The organism is Bacteroidota bacterium (genome assembly GCA_016713925.1).
Taxonomy (GTDB): domain Bacteria; phylum Bacteroidota; class Bacteroidia; order AKYH767-A; family OLB10; genus JAJTFW01.
Genome location: JADJOH010000007.1, coordinates 917762 through 935686, shown reverse-complemented (window position 1 = coordinate 935686; position 17925 = coordinate 917762). Strand labels below are relative to the sequence as shown.

Genomic DNA, 17925 nt, shown 5'->3' with positions numbered 1-17925 from the left:
AAAGAATTACCGGGATGGATGGTGTTAAACCGTCAGATACATCACTTCTTTCACCGCCTTAATCACCCGTGCCGGATTTGGCAGGAAGGCTTCGATTAAAGTCGGTGCATACGGCAGGGGTACGTCCCCACCCATTACCCGAAGAATCGGTGCATCAAGATAATCGAAAGCATCTTTCTGAACTTTGAAACTTACTTCTGAGGCTATTGAAGCCAGTGGCCAGCTCTCCTCTACAATCACCAGGCGGTTTGTCCTTTTCACGGAATTCACAACAGTGGGATAATCGATCGGGCGAACAGAACGAAGATCGATTACTTCTGCGCTAATATTTTCCTTCTCCAGTTCTTCAGCAGCCTTCAAAGCCACTTTCATCATTTTACCGAAGGAGACGATGGTGACATCCTTGCCTTCCCGCTTCACATCAGCCACGCCAATCGGCATCAGGTATTCCCCTTCGGGTACCATGCCCTTATCTCCATACATCTGCTCCGACTCCATAAAAATCACAGGGTCATTATCACGTATGGCAGTCTTTAATAAACCTTTCGCATCAGCGGGATTTGACGGAACCACGACTTTAAGTCCGGGACAGTTCGCATACCAATTTTCAAAGGCCTGACTATGTTGAGAGCTTAACATTCCTGCAGAACCGGTAGGACCTCTGAACACAATCGGAACATTAAAATGACCACCACTCATACTCATCATTTTCGCTGCAGAATTGATCACCTGATCGATGGCTACCAACGAAAAATTAAAAGTCATGAATTCAATAATCGGACGCAGACCATTCATAGCTGCCCCTACTCCAATACCCGCAAAACCGAGTTCAGCGATGGGCGTATCGATAATTCTTTTCGGACCAAATTCATCCAGCATCCCCTGACTCACTTTATAAGCGCCGTTGTATTCAGCCACTTCTTCTCCCATGAGGAAAACACGTTCGTCGTTCCTCATTTCCTCAGCCATAGCTTCTCTTAATGCTTCTCTAAACTGAATTTCTCTCATTGTTTTGCGTTGGTTTGTTTGACAAAAATATGCTTTTCATGAACCGAAAATGCGCGACAACCTTCATGTCGGGTCTGAAATTTTGATTTTGAAAAAATAGCCGGAATATTAAAGTAAAAAACCGATTTTACGATCTAAATATCAGCAGATTACAATCACTCCAATTCCTCGAGCAGAAATTCAAGTTCCGCAAAAGTATGCTTATTATTTTGTGCTTTGGCCAGTTCCATCCCTGCCTGGACTACTTTTCCGGAAGCTGCTATTTCCCCCTTAGCACGCAGATGAAGGGCCAATTGATAATAAGCAGGTAAATAAGCAGGATGTTGAAGAATCAATTCCTTTAACAGCTCTAAAGCCTTGTCTTTCATTGTTTCATCACTCCCATATTCGAGAGCCAATGCGTATTTGCAAAAGGGATCACCGGGATCCTCCGCCATCATTGCCCTAATTTGCTGAACTCTTTCAGGATTCATTCCAATAGTTTTGACAAAAATACGTCATAAGTACAAAGACAATAATATATAGCCCATTACATGATTAATGTAAGCAAACCTGCAAAATCATATTGGCAAATTGCCCCGTTCTAAGTAGGTTTGCACTTTCTTAATAATTTCTGAAAACATGAAAATACTCGTCTGCATCAGTAATGTTCCTGATACAACCACTAAAATAACCTTCAGTGATGATCTGAAGTCTTTTAATCCGGCCGGAGTACAGTTTATCATTAATCCATATGATGAAATTGCATTGACACGGGCTTTAGAATTGACTGAATCACAGGCTGGTACAGTTACCGTAATCAATATTGGAGATGCAAGTACCGAACCTACCATTCGTAAAGCGCTTGCTATTGGGGCTACCGATGCGGTCCGGATCAATGCTACACCCCGTGATGCCTACTTTGTTGCCGGTCAGATTGCTGCTTATGCAAAAGATAAGGGCTTTGATTTGATCCTTACAGGTAGAGAATCCATCGATTATAATGGCTCACAGGTGGCGTCCATGTTGGGGAGAAACTCGACTTACCTGCCGTTTGCATCGTAAAATCACTGGTTATTGATGGTACAACAGCAACACTGGAACGTGAAATTGAAGGTGGTAAAGAAGTGTTAACTTGCCCGCTTCCATTGGTAGCAAGTGCCACAGAAGGAATGGCCGAACCCAGAATTCCTAACATGCGTGGTATCATGAGTGCCCGTACAAAACCCTTAACCGTTGTTGAACCTGTTGATATTCCGCAGTTGCAACAAATTATTAAGTTTGATAAGCCTCAAAGCAGGGGTCAGGTAAAGCTTGTTGCTGCTGATGAAGTCAATAAATTAGTGGATTTATTGCATGGCGAAGCCAAAGCGATTTAATTCTATCAATTACCTCCAAAAATTAATAAGATGTCAGTTTTAATATACGCAGAAAATACAGGTGGAAAATTCAAGAAATCCACTTTTGAATTGATTAGTTATGCCAATGTGATTGCCAAAGAACTAAAGACAAATCTGGTGGCTATTTCAATCGGCAATGTTGAAAATGCTGAACTGGAGAAATTAGCTAAATACGGTGTTGACAAAGTGCTTTCCGTTACGGGAGATCAATTGAAATTATTTGTTAACCAGGCTTATGCCTCCATCATCGCTGAAGGTGCGAAGGCAAGTGCTGCGGATACTATAGTATTATCTGCTTCTTTTAGCGGAAAAGGATTAGCACCACGAATTGCTGTGAAGATGGATGCCGGCTTTGTGGATGGTGCGATCAGCTTACCTTCTTTCAATGGTAGTTTTACTGTCAGAAAAGGGGCATTCTCCGGAAAGGCATTTGCGGATGTTAGCCTGACAAGTACGAATAAAGTCATTAGTCTGGTACCCAACTCCTATAAAGTGGTAGAAGACACCAAGCCTGTGGTGATAGAGACCTTTGCTCCTGTGATAAAGGAGAGTGATTTCCGGACCATGGTCAAAGAAATTGTCAGAGCAGCAGATAAAGTATCGCTCCCTGAAGCAGAAATTGTTGTTTCCGGTGGCAGAGGTTTAAAAGGTCCTGAAAACTGGGGGATGATTGAAGAATTAGCTGAACTACTGGGAGCAGCCACAGCCTGTTCAAAGCCGGTCAGTGATGCACATTGGCGCCCACATAGTGAACACGTTGGACAAACCGGCATTGCCGTAAGTCCTAATCTTTATATCGCTATCGGTATATCGGGTGCTATTCAACATCTTGCCGGTGTCAGTGCATCAAAAACTATTGTAGTTATCAACAAGGATCCTGAAGCACCCTTTTTTAAAGCGGCTGATTATGGTATCGTTGGTGATGCTTTTGAAGTGATTCCCCGATTAATTGAAGCGGTGAAGGAATTCAAATCGGCACATGCCTGATTTTATTTATCTTCACATAGCAGTTTATGAAAAAAATTAAACTTGAAATCATAGGGCTCTCCTTTAGTCAAACACAAAGCGGAGCATATGCACTTATACTTGGCGAAGAGGAAGGTAAGCGCCGACTCCCTATTATAATTGGAGGATTTGAAGCGCAAGCCATTGCTGTCGAGTTGGAAAACATGCAGCCCAGTCGGCCGTTAACACATGATTTATTTAAAAATTTCGCTATCGAATTCGATATTCATATTGATGAGATTATAATTTACAATTTAAAAGAAGGTATTTTTTATTCCAAATTGATATGTACCAACAAAGAAGGTGAAAGTAAGGAGATTGATGCCCGCACTTCCGACGCGATTGCAATGGCTGTACGATTCAACTGTCCGATATATTCTTTTGAATTCATTCTCTCTTCAGCAGGAATGGTCCTTGATGAAACAGAAGGTGCAACAGAAGAAGAAAAACCTAAAAGTTTACCTAAGAAAAGTGCAGCCACGAAAGTCACGGAAGTGGCCAATGATTACACCTCTTTATCTGTTGAAGAGTTAAAAGAGCTTTTAATGAAAGCCATTGATGAAGAAGCCTATGAAACTGCCTCTAAAATCAGAGATGAGCTTAGCAAACGGAAGAAATCTTCGGAACAATAAAACTACTGCATTGCGATCCTATCAGCAAAAGGTATTTTTTCTTTTTATCCAATTCCTTTTTATTTCCGTCCCCACATTTTCACAGCAGAGCATTTCCCTCTGCAAAACATGGAAATACATCAGCATTATTGATTCAGCAGGGTCTCCGGTGAAGAGAGTTGGTGAAAATGATTTCATGAAATTGACAGAAGATTCAAATGGAAAAAGATTCTCGTATGTACTCGCTCTGGAAAAAATCCGGGCAAAGGGCAGTTGGGAAATCAATGACAGTACACTTCAATTCATCTACGACCCTTCCTCACTGCTTTCGTCCTATATTGACATTCGTTCTTTCAAAATTATTCTTATTGATTCCCTTCGCTTACAGATACAGGAAGTGACCAGTGGAAAAACAAATCGTCTACGGTTTAATTATACAATGCATAAATGATAATTTTACTTTGTATTTATCCACTATAGAACCTTTTTCCCTTACTTTCGTAAAAACATGCTCAACGTATTACCATGAAAAAAGAACATTTCGCTGCCCTACTTCTACTGCTGATGGTTTCTGTTAACGCGAAAGCACAATGGAGTTGGCTTCATCCCTCTCCCCAGGGAAATAACATCAACAAACTGAGTTTTTTAAATACTTCTACAGGATGGGCTGCCGGAGATAAAGGCGCATTGATTAAAACCACTAATGGGGGCAGTTCCTGGGCATTGCAATATCCCGGACATATTGATGACATCACCGAATTGCAGTTCACCGATAGTTTGAATGGATTTATGGCAGCCGGTAGTGATTTATATTATTCCTCTAACAGCGGAACATCATGGAGTATCCGCTATCGTTTTCCATCCTATATCATTAGTGCATTATCTATGGTGGATGCAGATAGCGGAGTTGTTGCTTTGAAAAACGGAAGTTCAATGGGTCAATTATTTAAGACCACTGACGGTGGACTATCCTGGCAGCAAATATTACCCAATACACCCGGAGATATTAATGATATTGCATTGACAGCAAATGGCAATGGAATGCTCGTAGGTACAGGTGCTTTATCCATGCGCACAACAGATTATGGTAATACCTGGAGTTTTGTAGGAATAGCAAGTGCGGTCGAATTTATTGACCTCAGCATGCCTTCCGGACAGAATATTTACATCGCCTCAGCAGCACAAATTTTTCAATCCACAGATGCCGGGGTAACCTTTACGCCCATTGGGAATCCTGCACAAACCGCGGGTACCAACCTCCTTAGCATCGACTTTGTCAATCTCAACAATGGTGTGGTGGGCAGTGAGGCCGGCAATATATTTTTCACTTCAGATGGAGGGGCTAACTGGAATAACTATTTATCCAATGACTGGTTCAATGCGCTGGATGTGTCGGCAAACACAGCGAATAACTTCATCGTTGCAGGAACGAATGGATCGTTACTAAAATCAACGAATGGAGGAACAGCATGGAATGAACTCTCCTCACGTGTTTCTGAAACCAGATTAAATGGTATTGAAACCCTATCATCTACCGAAGCTTTTGCTGCTGGAGTTTCCGGAACGATTTTACACACCACCAACAGTGGAGTGACCTGGACACCACAGGCTAGCAATGCAGGTGGTGAAGACTTACATGATATTCTTTTTGTAAATGCCACAACAGGATTAGCAGTGGGCTCCAGCGGAACCATTGTAAAAACTATTGATGGAGGGGCAAACTGGAATTTTATTTTTAGCGGTATCGGTGAAAATTTATATAACCTTCATAAGACTTCCGGTAATAAAATTTATGTCTGCGGAGCGAATGCAAAAATTGCCTTTTCCACTAACAATGGTGATACCTGGACGGATGTTCCCAATTCATTTACAGGATTAGGATATGACTTTAAACTCATACAAAGCTTTGGAACCGACACACTCATCATCTCCACCAACCAACCTTATCTTGTTACTACCTACGACAATGGTTTAAGCTGGAATTTAGTCAACAATGGAGGGGCTACAGATAATACAGCGATGTATTTCAGCAATAGCATGACCGGATTTACGGGAACCAGTATCGGAGAAATTTATTCGACAGTAGATGGAGGAATCAACTGGTCACTCGAATTGCAAACGAATGGAAATGATCCGATCAATTGCATAAAATTTACGGATCCGTTGAACGGATGGTTCTTCGCCGGCAATGAAATTTACAGAACCGCTAATGGAGGAAGTGTATGGGGAAAAGAAATCAATCCAAGTAAAGCCCCATTATACGACATAGATTTTCTAGTTGGCAACAATGCACTGGCTGTTGGAGATGGTCTCTCCACTATTCTTGCAAGGAAAAATGATATGCAATTGAGTTTACCGACAAATACTTTTTGTACAGACAATGGCTACACGCTTGCCATCAATGCAAATGGCAACTGGAATCCCGGCAATCAATTTCGTATCGAATTATCCGATGAATTCGGTGAGTTTATCTATCCGACAACACTAGGATCTGTTACTGCAACAGGAACAACACCCGTTCCTATCAACGTACCCAACGGACTCATTGATGGAACAGATTACAGGATTAGAATTTTTTCTACCAATCCCCCTATGTGGAGTCCGCTCAATTCTATTCCTATTGAAGTTCGAACATCTCCTGATGCCTATATCGTTGCCGGAGGACCCACAGCCTTTTGTGCAGGAAGTTCTGTCACCTTGTATGCATTTACAGGAGCGAACTGGGTATACCAATGGTATAAAGATGGAGTACTTATCAACGGAGCAAATGCCGATACCCTATTCGTTGATTCCACAGGGAATTATACAGTTAATGTAAGCGATGGTATATGTGATCTCACCTCTCCGATTACGGATGTACTGGTGATCAACTGCAGTGGAATTTCAGAGCAGTTATCTGCCTCAAATTATCTTTTGTACCCCAACCCATCAAAAGACATCATTCGCATCACTTCAAAAGACAGTCGAGCGATTAACAAAATGACCATTACAGATATAACCGGAAGAATTATTGATGTGATTACTCCTGGAGATGCGACAGCTATTCAATTGAATGTTGAAAGTTATCCTCAAGGGATGTATCAGGTGATCATTGATGGAAATAAGCCGGCGGTATTACGATTCATCAAACTCTGATACAAGTCCTGAATTCGTTATCTTCTTCCATTGACGTTGAATCCTTTTTTCTTTCTTTAGAAGGATAGGATTCATTAATAGTACTAATTTCCGTTTTCGAGAAGATGTTAACTTACCGGTTATTATGTGTTGGCGCAAGTCGGTCAAGTCGTGCCATTGTCCGAGTTCCTCTTGAAGTTGATCAAAGAAAGGATGACGCACATCGACCTTTAAACCGAAGTATTGCTTAGTGGTTAACAGTGAAGATAAATACATTACTCTTTTTAGATGAATTCTGGATTTATGCCAACCGGTAGTTTCAGGAGGAGTGTTTATACATTCAACGGACTTTGGCAATTGATTATTCAGAAATTTCACTAAATCTTTAGTATCTATTTTTTTCATGGTGGCAGATAGTTCCATCCTGCTTTCTTCAAGAAATTTTCGCGACTTTATAAATCTCTTTTGCAACGCTCTCATTCGACCGGCGATTACTTTTTCAGAAATTTTCAGGTCACCCAATGATGGGTAGTGAAACAATAGTTTATTTATAATTCCGGTTAACCGAACCTCCCCTGCTAATGAGGAAATGGTTTTCCATTCTTTAAAACAACTGTTTCTTTTTCCCGTAATATGTGAATGCAATTTAGCGGAAGCCAGAATCTTTTTCATCATCACACGCGCTTCGTGCAAATTTTCAGGATGAGAAGTGTGGATAAAGAGATTTAGCTGCTGTAAAGCTTCATCCTGCCACGATTCAATTTTCTTATACCTAATTTTAGTCATTATTTACGGGAAAAAAAGTGATTTTACCGATATACCTTTTATATCCACGCTGAAATTACGATATTCGTTCCATAAAACACTTAAATTTTAAATGTCCACTGTTTACACTAGAGGAAATTATTTCCATTACCGACTGAGCATCTTTTTTCTTCTATTGACATCAATCAGCACTTTGAAGGGTCAGGTTTTAATAGAATTTAAGGGAGATGAAAAAACAATTTATGCTTACAAAGGAGGAGATGAATTCACCGGTGAATATCTAAACAAAGAAAAATGGATGACTGCTTATCCATGGGCCAGGCATTTGTATTGCAGCATGGATGTTAATTACTATTCTGACGGAGACGATCTTATACAGCAAGGCGGGGTATTGTCCATCACCGCCCGAAAAAGTAAAATCACTGCCAGAGCAATACCTTATGAAAGTGATAGTTTCCTGTTACGATGTCCGGACAAACCTACTGTCAGCAACCTTATGACATTTGATTATCAGAGTGGGATAATTTATTCAAAAGAAAAATACACCTATGGATTATTTGAAATTCGTTTTCGCACTGACGTTTCCTCGGGATTATGGCCGACATTCTGGTTGTTTGGGGCAGATAATCAGGAGATCGATATTTTTGAGATGGGCGGATCCAGAGCGGGTGCTTTTCATGTGGATGTGCATTGTAAAAAGGGCTGTAAAAACTATCCTGTATTTTTAGGGTTATTAAGAAAAAACTGGGGCTCCCATTTATATACAACGGCAGACTGGAAAAATAATTTCCATACCATCAGCATCGACTGGCGCGAGGAAGGCATTACCTGGTACCTGGACGGACTGCCTGTCGCATGGTGGAAGGGAACATTCAACGACCCATTGGCTTTAATTGCTAATCTGGCAGTGACCAATAAAGATGGTTCCATTGGAGGAGCGATCACCGGGAGCACGCTGTTTCCTGCAAAATTTGATATTGAATACATCCGCATTTGGCAAAAAGACAACAAACAAAATTACCGCTTTGAAAGCTCAGGAAATGCATCTCCGTTTCGGGTATCTATGCAGAATAATAAAAATTCTGAATCAGCTACTCTGACAAAAAAGAAAAGACCGGAATACAAGAGAAAAATAATAAAAACACCCGTTCAAAGAATCGGCATCTTCCGGGAATCAGCTGATAAACTGTTGGTAAGCATGGAAGGGAATAAGAGTGCTACAGCCATGATAGAACTGACTATAAAAGGTAGTCCGGCAGCGAAGCAGCAGCATGAACTAAAAAACGGAACATCCCTCCTCCCCTTATCCGGACCGGGAATCTATGCGCTTAAAGTAAAATGCGCAGACCAAATGGAGGAGGTATTCATTGAAGTGCAATAGCCATCTCCTGAAACGTTAAATACACCTTCTCAATAATCTAAAGTTCAACACTATATTTGTTTAAAATAAACACTATGAAGCAATTCTTTAAAATATTCTTTGCCTCCATGCTTGGATTTATCTTCGGACTTGGCCTATTATTCTTCCTTTTCATTGTCATCATTTCTATGTCTGTCTCCTCTTTAAAAAATGATGAAGTCATTGTTTCCGAGAATAGCATTCTCCATATCCGACTTGATTTTCCGCTAAAAGATCGTAGTTCGAACAATCCATTTGAAAACTTCAACTTAAACCGGTTTGAGGCAAAACATTCCATTGGATTAAATGACATCTTGAAAAATATTAAGAAGGCCTCCAAAGACGATAAAATAAAAGGAATATACCTTGATGTTACTTCATTAGAGGGAGGCATAGCCAGCATTGATGAAATTCGCAATGCACTACTTCAATTTAGAAAATCAGGCAAGTTTATTTATGCGTTTGCGGATTACTATACACAGGGAGGCTACTATCTGGCTTCTGCTGCCGATAAAATTTATTTGAATCCGGAAGGTTCGGTAGGCTTAACAGGACTTGCAGCACAACTCATGTTTTTCAAAGGAACACTGGAGAAACTGGAGGTTGAGCCGCAGGTCATTCGTCACGGAAAATTCAAAAGTGCTATTGAGCCCTTCATTTTGGATAAGATGAGCGACGAGAACCGTGCCCAGATCCGTGCGTTTGTTGATCCGATGTGGGAACACTTGTCAAAATCGATATGCCTGCAACGGAAAATCAGTACTGATGATTTCAAATTAATTGTTGATTCCATGAAAGCGAGAACAGCAGCAGATGCCAAGGAGTTGAAACTGGTAGATGAACTGGCCTATTTCGATGAATTCACTGCAGCGTTGAATAAAAAAATCGGTAAAAAACAGATGAAAAATTAAATTAGTTTCACTCGGACGTTATAAAAAATCACCCGAACCAAAAGGTACCGGAGCAACGTTCCCTAAGGATAAAATCGCCGTTATCTTCGCTTCGGGATCAATTTCTAATGGTGATGGTGACGATGAATCTATCGGTTCTGATAAATTATCTGATGCCATTCGTTCCGCCAGAAAAGATGAAAAGATCAAAGCAATTGTATTGCGCGTCAATTCGCCCGGTGGAGATGCGCTGGCTTCGGAAGAAATATGGAGAGAAGTACTGTTGGCGAAAAAGGCGAAGCCTGTTATTGTTTCTATGGGTGATGTGGCTGCTTCCGGAGGATATTATATCAGTTGCGCTGCGGATAAAATTGTAGTGCAGGAAAATACACTCACCGGATCTATTGGTGTATTCGGATTGCTGTTCAATGCTGAGAAAATGCTGAAAAATAAATTAGGGATTACCACAGATGTATATAAAACAAATCCCTTTACGGATATGGGAAGCATCGCCCGCCCGCTTACTCCATCGGAGCAATTGATTCTTCAGCAGGAAGTGGATCGTATTTATGATGTATTCACCCGCAGAGTGGCTGAAGGTCGCAAGTTGACACAACCCCAAGTGGACAGTATTGGTCAGGGAAGAGTTTGGGCCGGTGCAAAAGCCATTGAAATTGGATTAGCGGATACACTCGGCGGACTTGAAACAGCCATTGATATAGCTGCCGCAAAAGCAGGAATAAAAGAATATCGTATTACCCAATTACCGGAACAAAAAGATCCATTTCAAGCGATGCTCCAGGATTTTTCTACCGAAGTGAGTACCAAGGTTACCATGGAACAAACCGGAGAGTCGTATAAATACATCAAGGCCATCAAGGAAATTCTACATCTGAACGGTGTGCAGGCGTTGAGTCCCTACAGTGTAAACTTCTAAGCGATAGAAATGGGTAGCACCTGAAAGGAAACCAACATCAATGTTGTCGAAATATGAAACAACCTGCTAGCCACGTTGGGCTTTCAACAAATGCAAGGCCATCAATTCCGAAACATTCTCCTTTGAAAGTATACCCGTCACGACTCCATTGCTGTAAACAGGTACCAGCGGTAAATCCGACTCCATCATTTTCATCCAGACTTTATCCAGCGCATCATTTTCTGTCACTGCATAGTCCACTTTCCGTGTGGAATGGCTGATTAAAGTATCGGGACCATATTCAGCATATCCTTTCAGTAATTCATCACGCGTAACATAGCCGATAACTTCCGCTCCAGATAGCACGAGGAAATCCGTCACATAACCGGAAAGCAAGGCATTCACACCCTCCTGATAAGTGGAAGAATCGGATAATGCGGTATAGGTACTGATCATCGCTTGCTTTACAGTAACGTTTTTGAAAACACTCTGCTGCTGTATCATTTTATTTTCAGTTTGTGCTCCGAAAAACACAAATACACCAATGAGAATCAGGAAAGGATTAAAAAACAAACCTGCTGCTATAAACAGCACCGCGATCGATTGTCCGACGGCAGCAGCAATCTGCGTGGCACGCACTCTCGACCACTTCATCGCCAGTAATGCCCTGAAAACTCTGCCGCCATCCATCGGAAAAGCAGGGATCAGGTTAAACACTATCAACGAAATATTCACGATCATCATGTTCACGGCAAATCCATTCGCTGAATAATCTTCCATATCGAAAGCAATGGGCATTCCCTTTCCAAGGTAAATAATAATTAATAAAACACCTACAATAGCCACATTCACCAGGGGACCGGCAATTGCCACAACGAGCTCTTGCTTGGGATCTTCCGGCATTTTCTCCAGCCGTGCTACTCCACCAATGGGTAGGAGCGTAATATCTCTGGTTTTGATATTGTATTTAGCGGCCGCCAAAGCATGACCGAGTTCATGCAGGAGCACACAAAAAAATAAGGAAAGCATAAAAACAATTTCATGGAGTACATCAGTTACCGTTCCGTTTGCGCTTATACGACTGTAAGCGATCCAGATGAATAAAATAAAAAAGGTCCAATGGATAAAAATCCTGATTCCCTTCACACTCGCAATTTGAAATGCACCTTTCATAGATTGATTAAAGTAATTCGAACTTATTCATTTATTGAAACATGTGGAGAAATTCTAAGTTAACATATTAAAACGAGATTTTTCCACATCGGTAAAAATACTGCAAAAAATCAGGGTGAGAGATGAATAATTCTTCTAATTTTAGACGTAGAATAAATCATTGAATGGAAAATTATCATATAGCTGAAATTCTGGAAGAAACAGCAAAGCTGATGGAGTTGCATGGAGAGAATCCTTTTAAAATCCGATCCTTTCAAAATGCCGCATTAAAAATTGAAAAGAGTTTGGTGAAGCTGGATGGGAAATCCATAGAAGAACTTGAGGCGATGGAGGGTATTGGAAAAAGTTTGAGTCAAAAGATTCATCATTTATTAGTACATAAATCTTTACCGGATCTTGAAAAACTTTTACAAGACACTCCGCCCGGTGTCCGTGAAATGTTGAAGTTAAAAGGACTTGGTCCCAAGAAAACGGCATTACTCTGGAAAGAGTTGCAGATTGAATCACCCGGTGAGTTATTATACGCCTGCAATGAAAACAGGCTGGTGGAGCTAAAGGGATTCGGCTCGAAGACGCAGGATATACTTAAGAAAAGTGTCGAGTACATTCTATCAAAAAAAGGCCATTTTCACTATGCGTATGGGGAGCGCGTTGCCTATGAATTTATAAAGGCAATTCAACTTATTAATAACAGCATTCCACTACAAATAACAGGAGCATTAAGAAGGAAATGCGAAACGATAGACAGCATTCAGTTCATCGCTCCTTTAGCTACTGAATCGACGCTGCAAGAAGCCATCTCTAGTTTACCAGCCGAACTTTATCATTCAACAGATTGTACGAAAGGTGATATTCAACTGACCGGTCCCGGTGATATCAAAATACAAATACTGTTTTATGAAGAAACTGAGGAAGCATGGAATTTATGGAAGACGACCGGAAATGAAAAGCATATCTCGCTCTGTTTTCAAAAACAACCCATTGGTGAATCGGACTTAAAGAAATTGAAATCAGAAATGGAGATTTACGAACAATTCCATCTCCCCTATTTAGAGCCGGAATTCAGGGAAGGACTTCATGAAATTGAAAAAGCAGTTTCCAAAAAATTACCAGCAAAACTCATTACAACCGAACATCTCAAAGGCATTCTTCATAATCACTCCACTTATAGTGACGGCAAGAATACTTTGGAAGAAATGGCCATCGCTTGCCGTGATAAAGGGTATCAATACCTGGGCATTTCTGATCATAGTAAAACCGCATTTTATGCAGGAGGATTAAGTATAGAACGAGTAATCGCCCAGCAGGAAGAAATTGCAATATTGAACACAAAACTGGCTCCCTTTCGAATTTTCTCAGGAATTGAATCCGATATATTAGCAGATGGAAGTCTGGATTACCCGGATGAAATTTTATCGCGATTCGATTTTATTGTAGCCTCTGTTCATTCCGGTTTAAGGATGGACAGTGAAAAGGCAACAGCACGACTACTCAAGGCCATACGCAATCCATACACCACCATTTTAGGACATCCCACCGGTCGTTTACTGCTCGCCAGAGAAGGTTATCCCATAAATTATGAGGAAATTTTAAAAGCTTGCGCTGAGGAAAATGTCGTAGTAGAATTAAATGCACATCCCTACCGTTTGGATCTGGACTGGAGATGGATCGACTATGCTGTACAGCTCGGATTAAAGATTTCCATTAATCCTGATGCTCATTCCATTGAGGGTTATGGTGATATGTATTATGGTGTGGCGGTAGCCAGGAAGGGTTTTTTAAGTGTGGAAGACACTTTTAACGCGCTCTCGCTGGAAGAAATCACGGAATGGTTCAAAAAGAAAAAATCAGCCTTGGGAAGTATTAAATAATATTTCCTAACTTTAGGCTTCAAGTTCATCAACTGATTCTATGCCTATCATCAATTCGGTTTTATCATGGATAATGAAGCAGCGATTGCATCAGATTGAACTATTCATGAAATTTCCGAATGAAGTTCAGCAAGATCTTTTAAAGAAATTGATTGTCGCTTCCCGCTATACTGAATTCGGCAGGCGATTCGACTTTTCATCCATCTCCAGTTCCAGAGAATTCAGACAGCGAATTCCTATTCAGGATTATGAAAGTTTAAAACCCTACATTTTCAGATTAAAAGCAGGGGAACAGCAATTACTATGGCCGAGTGATGTACGCTGGTTTGCTAAATCAAGCGGTACAACCAATGATAAATCTAAATTTATTCCTGTTACTTCAGAAGCGTTAGAGGAATGCCATTACAAGGGGGGAAAAGATTTACTCTGCATGTATTTTCACAATAATCCGGAGACACAATTATTTAACGGGAAGTTATTGACACTGGGAGGCAGTCATCAGATCAATTCCCTCAGCAATGATTCCTTCTACGGTGATCTGAGTGCGATCCTTATACAAAACCTCCCCTTCTGGATACAGTTATTCAGAACGCCGGAGCGGTCTATTGCGCTCATGGATGAATGGGAGGAGAAAATTGAGATGATGGCCAAGACATGCATGTTTGAGAATGTCACTAACATAGCAGGTGTTCCTTCCTGGACATTGGTATTGCTGAAACGCATTTTAGAAATCAGCGGCAAAAGTGATCTCACGGAAATATGGCCCAATCTGGAGTTATTTGTACATGGTGCAGTTAGTTTCACGCCTTATAAAGATCAATTCCAAAAGTTGATTCCAAAATCAGATATGTTTTATCTGGAAACATACAATGCTTCAGAAGGATTTTTTGGTATTCAGGATCGACTCTACAGTGAGGATATGTTGCTCATGCTGGATTACGGCATATACTATGAGTTTTTACCGGTGAGTGAATGGGAAAAAGAAAATCCAACTACGATCACACTCGATGAAGTGAAATTAAATGAAAACTACGCGATCATCATCACCACCAATGCAGGTTTATGGAGATATAAAATCGGAGATACTGTGGCATTTACCAGCTTAAGTCCTTTCAGAATAAGAATTACCGGAAGAACTGCGCATTTTATCAATGCCTTTGGCGAGGAATTAATCATCGAGAACGCTGACAAAGCCATTCAAGCTGCATGCCATGCCACCGGTGCTATTATCAGAGAATACACTGCAGGACCGGTTTATTTCAGTGACAAAAGCAGCGGTGCTCATGAGTGGATCATTGAATTCGTCTCACCGCCGATAGACATCCATGACTTCACTGTTTTATTGGATGATGCGTTAAAAGCACAAAATTCTGACTACGAAGCCAAAAGATACAAGGATAAAGTTTTAGCACTTCCCATTATACATAATGTTCCACCAAATACGTTTTACGAATGGATGAAGCGAAGAGAAAAATTAGGCGGTCAACATAAAGTGCCTCGCCTGTCAAATAACAGAAATTATCTCGAAGAAATTTTAAATAATGTACAGGTTGGCGAATAGGTTTTCATTCCTGTTGTTTTTTCTATTGACTACTTTTTCTGCAACCGGTCAGATGAGGCAGGATTCTATTACAGGCGTAAAAGACTTTAACCTCGATCCTCTTGGCAACTGTTACTACCTGAAGGGTGCAGATATTGTTAAGATCAACAGCAGAGGAAAGGAGCTCGTCCGTTATAGCATGAAGAATATCGGAGCACCCAGCTCCTTTGATGTAAGTAACCCTATGCGGATACTCATCTTCTATGCGGAGTTTGCCACCATTCGGATCCTTGATAATAATCTGGTGGATCAGTCAGAAATTGATTTACGTGAACTGGGACTTCTGCAACCACGTGTGATGGCCGGCTCCCCGGATCAGGGCATTTGGGTGTATGATGAGATCCCGGGTACTTTGATGAAAATAGATGTGAGGTTAAAAAAAAGCAGTTTCTCCGTTGACCTTAACCAATTGATGGGTCGACGACCAAATCCTACTCTTCTGCTGGCCAATCAGGACTGGATTATTCTTAAAGATACCTGTGAAATCATGGTATTTGATCAATTTGGATCAAAAGTAAAATCCATTCCCTTCGAGCAGGAACCCCATCTTATTCAACTCAAGGATAACCTACTGATGATTAACCTGAAGAATGAGCTAATCACTTATAACCTAACCCTAAACGCCGAAGCGAAGACCGCAGTGTTCTGTCCTCCGGGATGCAGCAAATCCCTCCTCTCAGCGGATAAATGCTGGTATATTTTGGATCAAAACCTCTATATTCCTCAATGAACTTTTCAACAGCCTTTGGTTGACTACTCTACAGAAGCTATTTTTGGTCTCTCGATACGATTATCTTTCATGTTTCATTCTTAAAAAAATAAAAAATTGGCTACAAGTTCCCCTACTAAAAATATGCACATTGCAGTGGCTGGCAATATCGGCTCCGGTAAAACCACATTAACAAGTCTGCTGGCAAAAAACCTGAAATGGGAACCACATTATGAAGATGTTGATGACAACCCCTACCTCAATGACTTCTACGAAGACATGCAACGGTGGTCATTTAATTTGCAGATTTTCTTTTTAAACAGCAGATTCAATCAAATACTTAAAATCAGAAAAAGCAATAAGACGGTAATTCAGGACAGAACCATCTATGAAGATGCATACATATTCGCACCGAATTTGCATGCCATGGGTTTAATGACTACCAGAGATTTTAATAATTACCTGGAGTTGTTCAACCTCATGAGTAATTTCGTTCAGCCACCTGATCTTATGATTTATTTGAGAGGCACCGTTCCTGCACTTGTCAATCAGATTCAAAAGAGAGGAAGAGCGTATGAAAACTCCATTCGTCTGGATTATCTCAAGCGCTTAAACGAACGCTATGAAGCCTGGATTTCACAATACGAACAGGGGAAAATATTGATCATCGATATTGATGATATCAATTTTGCTGAAAACCCTGAGCATCTGGGAATGGTCATCAATAAAATTAATGGTGAAATCAACGGACTTTTTTAATCTGCATTTCTGATCTTATTCCAATAAAAAAGGCTGTTCCCGGGGAGCAGCCTTTTTTTATTCTTAGCTATTCTTTATTACTCAATTGCGGATCAGGTTACTTTTGATTCAATCCATTCACTACTTGCTTAGTGATGTCAAGGGAATCACTGGCCAGCAGGATGCCTCCTCCTCTGGAATAACCCAGAATAAAATCATAACCATGCTTCTTATTGAACACTTTCAGGTACGACATCAAATCAACATGGATACTATCTGTCAGTTGCGCTTCTTCTTCCTTGAGTGATTCAAGGAGATTATCACGTTCTTCCATGAGCGCTTGTTGTTTTTTCATCAAGGACTCTTCTCTCAACTGCCTTTCTCCCGCACTCATCCCTGCGGCTCTTTCCTGATACTCCTTGATCTCCTTCTCCAGATAACTGCCCTTATTCATCAGGACTTTATCCAAACTATCCCTCTTCTTACCCATAGCTTCCAGCATATCTTTAAAAAGGGTGTAATTATCCATAAGCGAATCCGAATCAACGAACACAATTTTCGAGTTCAATGCAGGACCGGAAACGGGTATTGTTTCAACAGTATTTCCATCATTAAATCTGAGATAATAGAGATAAGCTACTGCCAGGAACAGTATTACATTGAGAATCAGAGAGGCTTGTTTCAAGATAGTATATTTTTTCCAAAGATAGAAAAGCCTGACTTAATACAAGATCAATCCTCCTGCTG

Annotated in this window: 14 protein-coding genes and 2 pseudogenes; 11 read left to right on the top strand and 5 right to left on the bottom strand. The window is 40.8% G+C overall.

What is annotated here, in order from left to right:
* Window positions 1–24 precede the first annotated feature (24 nt).
* Window positions 25–1008: a pyruvate dehydrogenase complex E1 component subunit beta gene (locus tag IPJ86_12130; GenBank protein ID MBK7887998.1), complete on the bottom strand. Its 984-nt coding sequence runs from the start codon at window positions 1006–1008 to the stop codon at window positions 25–27.
* 155 nt (window positions 1009–1163) lie between these two features.
* Complete coding sequence (locus IPJ86_12125; GenBank protein ID MBK7887997.1) at window positions 1164–1481, bottom strand: tetratricopeptide repeat protein; 318 nt, start codon at window positions 1479–1481, stop codon at window positions 1164–1166.
* Window positions 1482–1629: 148 nt separating this feature from the next.
* Between IPJ86_12125 and IPJ86_12120 the strand changes: the two are divergent.
* The 5 genes and pseudogenes from IPJ86_12120 to IPJ86_12100 all read left to right on the top strand — a co-directional run bounded on the left by IPJ86_12120 (window position 1630) and on the right by IPJ86_12100 (window position 7138).
* Window positions 1630–2366: pseudogene (locus tag IPJ86_12120) on the top strand (electron transfer flavoprotein subunit beta/FixA family protein).
* Between the two features lie 30 nt (window positions 2367–2396).
* Window positions 2397–3374 carry an electron transfer flavoprotein subunit alpha/FixB family protein gene (locus tag IPJ86_12115; GenBank protein ID MBK7887996.1) on the top strand — a complete coding sequence of 326 codons (978 nt, stop codon included), beginning with the start codon at window positions 2397–2399 and terminating at the stop codon, window positions 3372–3374.
* Window positions 3375–3400: 26 nt separating this feature from the next.
* On the top strand, window positions 3401–4024 hold the full coding sequence (locus tag IPJ86_12110; protein MBK7887995.1) for a bifunctional nuclease family protein: 624 nt from the start codon (window positions 3401–3403) through the stop codon (window positions 4022–4024).
* Window positions 3987–4454: a hypothetical protein gene (locus IPJ86_12105; protein ID MBK7887994.1), complete on the top strand. Its 468-nt coding sequence runs from the start codon at window positions 3987–3989 to the stop codon at window positions 4452–4454. The genes IPJ86_12110 and IPJ86_12105 overlap by 38 nt, the downstream gene beginning before the upstream one ends.
* A gap of 74 nt (window positions 4455–4528) precedes the next feature.
* Window positions 4529–7138, top strand: a complete 2610-nt coding sequence (locus tag IPJ86_12100) for a T9SS type A sorting domain-containing protein (GenBank protein MBK7887993.1) — start codon at window positions 4529–4531, stop codon at window positions 7136–7138.
* Here IPJ86_12100 and IPJ86_12095 read toward each other — a convergent pair.
* On the bottom strand, window positions 7118–7903 hold the full coding sequence (locus tag IPJ86_12095) for a CHAD domain-containing protein (protein ID MBK7887992.1): 786 nt from the start codon (window positions 7901–7903) through the stop codon (window positions 7118–7120). The two genes, IPJ86_12100 and IPJ86_12095, sit on opposite strands and share 21 nt — an antisense overlap.
* A gap of 91 nt (window positions 7904–7994) precedes the next feature.
* Here IPJ86_12095 and IPJ86_12090 point away from each other — a divergent pair, with 91 nt between their 5' ends.
* The gene (locus IPJ86_12090; GenBank protein MBK7887991.1) at window positions 7995–9263 is read left to right on the top strand and encodes a glycoside hydrolase family 16 protein; all 1269 of its coding nucleotides are present in this window, start codon (window positions 7995–7997) and stop codon (window positions 9261–9263) included.
* Window positions 9264–9337: 74 nt separating this feature from the next.
* A pseudogene (gene sppA, locus IPJ86_12085) lies at window positions 9338–11108 on the top strand (signal peptide peptidase SppA).
* 66 nt (window positions 11109–11174) lie between these two features.
* Here sppA and IPJ86_12080 read toward each other — a convergent pair.
* On the bottom strand, window positions 11175–12260 hold the full coding sequence (locus IPJ86_12080) for a site-2 protease family protein (protein MBK7887990.1): 1086 nt from the start codon (window positions 12258–12260) through the stop codon (window positions 11175–11177).
* A gap of 164 nt (window positions 12261–12424) precedes the next feature.
* Here IPJ86_12080 and polX point away from each other — a divergent pair, with 164 nt between their 5' ends.
* From polX to IPJ86_12060, 4 genes are all read left to right on the top strand, one after another.
* Complete coding sequence (polX, locus tag IPJ86_12075) at window positions 12425–14131, top strand: DNA polymerase/3'-5' exonuclease PolX (protein ID MBK7887989.1); 1707 nt, start codon at window positions 12425–12427, stop codon at window positions 14129–14131.
* Between the two features lie 40 nt (window positions 14132–14171).
* Window positions 14172–15692, top strand: a complete 1521-nt coding sequence (locus IPJ86_12070; protein ID MBK7887988.1) for a GH3 auxin-responsive promoter family protein — start codon at window positions 14172–14174, stop codon at window positions 15690–15692.
* Window positions 15682–16461 carry a hypothetical protein gene (locus IPJ86_12065; protein MBK7887987.1) on the top strand — a complete coding sequence of 260 codons (780 nt, stop codon included), beginning with the start codon at window positions 15682–15684 and terminating at the stop codon, window positions 16459–16461. Before IPJ86_12070 ends, IPJ86_12065 begins: the two co-directional genes overlap by 11 nt.
* A 123-nt stretch (window positions 16462–16584) precedes the next feature.
* The gene (locus IPJ86_12060) at window positions 16585–17199 is read left to right on the top strand and encodes a deoxynucleoside kinase (GenBank protein ID MBK7887986.1); all 615 of its coding nucleotides are present in this window, start codon (window positions 16585–16587) and stop codon (window positions 17197–17199) included.
* Window positions 17200–17296: 97 nt separating this feature from the next.
* Here the strand turns inward: IPJ86_12060 and IPJ86_12055 are convergent, their stop codons facing one another.
* A complete protein-coding gene (locus tag IPJ86_12055) occupies window positions 17297–17863 on the bottom strand; it encodes an OmpH family outer membrane protein (GenBank protein MBK7887985.1) in 567 nt (188 codons plus the stop codon).
* Window positions 17864–17925 lie beyond the last annotated feature (62 nt).

Excerpts from the sequence above, each read along its gene's own strand:
- IPJ86_12090 (MBK7887991.1), top strand. The coding sequence starts at position 7,995 with ATGTCCACTGTTTACACTAGAGGAAATTATTTCCATTACCGACTGAGC.
- IPJ86_12070 (MBK7887988.1), top strand. The coding sequence starts at position 14,172 with ATGCCTATCATCAATTCGGTTTTATCATGGATAATGAAGCAGCGATTG.
- IPJ86_12080 (MBK7887990.1), bottom strand. The coding sequence starts at position 12,260 with ATGAAAGGTGCATTTCAAATTGCGAGTGTGAAGGGAATCAGGATTTTT.
- IPJ86_12105 (MBK7887994.1), top strand. The coding sequence starts at position 3,987 with ATGAGCTTAGCAAACGGAAGAAATCTTCGGAACAATAAAACTACTGCA.
- IPJ86_12130 (MBK7887998.1), bottom strand. The coding sequence starts at position 1,008 with ATGAGAGAAATTCAGTTTAGAGAAGCATTAAGAGAAGCTATGGCTGAG.
- IPJ86_12060 (MBK7887986.1), top strand. The coding sequence starts at position 16,585 with ATGCACATTGCAGTGGCTGGCAATATCGGCTCCGGTAAAACCACATTA.
- IPJ86_12100 (MBK7887993.1), top strand. The coding sequence starts at position 4,529 with ATGAAAAAAGAACATTTCGCTGCCCTACTTCTACTGCTGATGGTTTCT.
- IPJ86_12095 (MBK7887992.1), bottom strand. The coding sequence starts at position 7,903 with ATGACTAAAATTAGGTATAAGAAAATTGAATCGTGGCAGGATGAAGCT.
- IPJ86_12110 (MBK7887995.1), top strand. The coding sequence starts at position 3,401 with ATGAAAAAAATTAAACTTGAAATCATAGGGCTCTCCTTTAGTCAAACA.
- IPJ86_12115 (MBK7887996.1), top strand. The coding sequence starts at position 2,397 with ATGTCAGTTTTAATATACGCAGAAAATACAGGTGGAAAATTCAAGAAA.
- IPJ86_12125 (MBK7887997.1), bottom strand. The coding sequence starts at position 1,481 with ATGAATCCTGAAAGAGTTCAGCAAATTAGGGCAATGATGGCGGAGGAT.
- polX (MBK7887989.1), top strand. The coding sequence starts at position 12,425 with ATGGAAAATTATCATATAGCTGAAATTCTGGAAGAAACAGCAAAGCTG.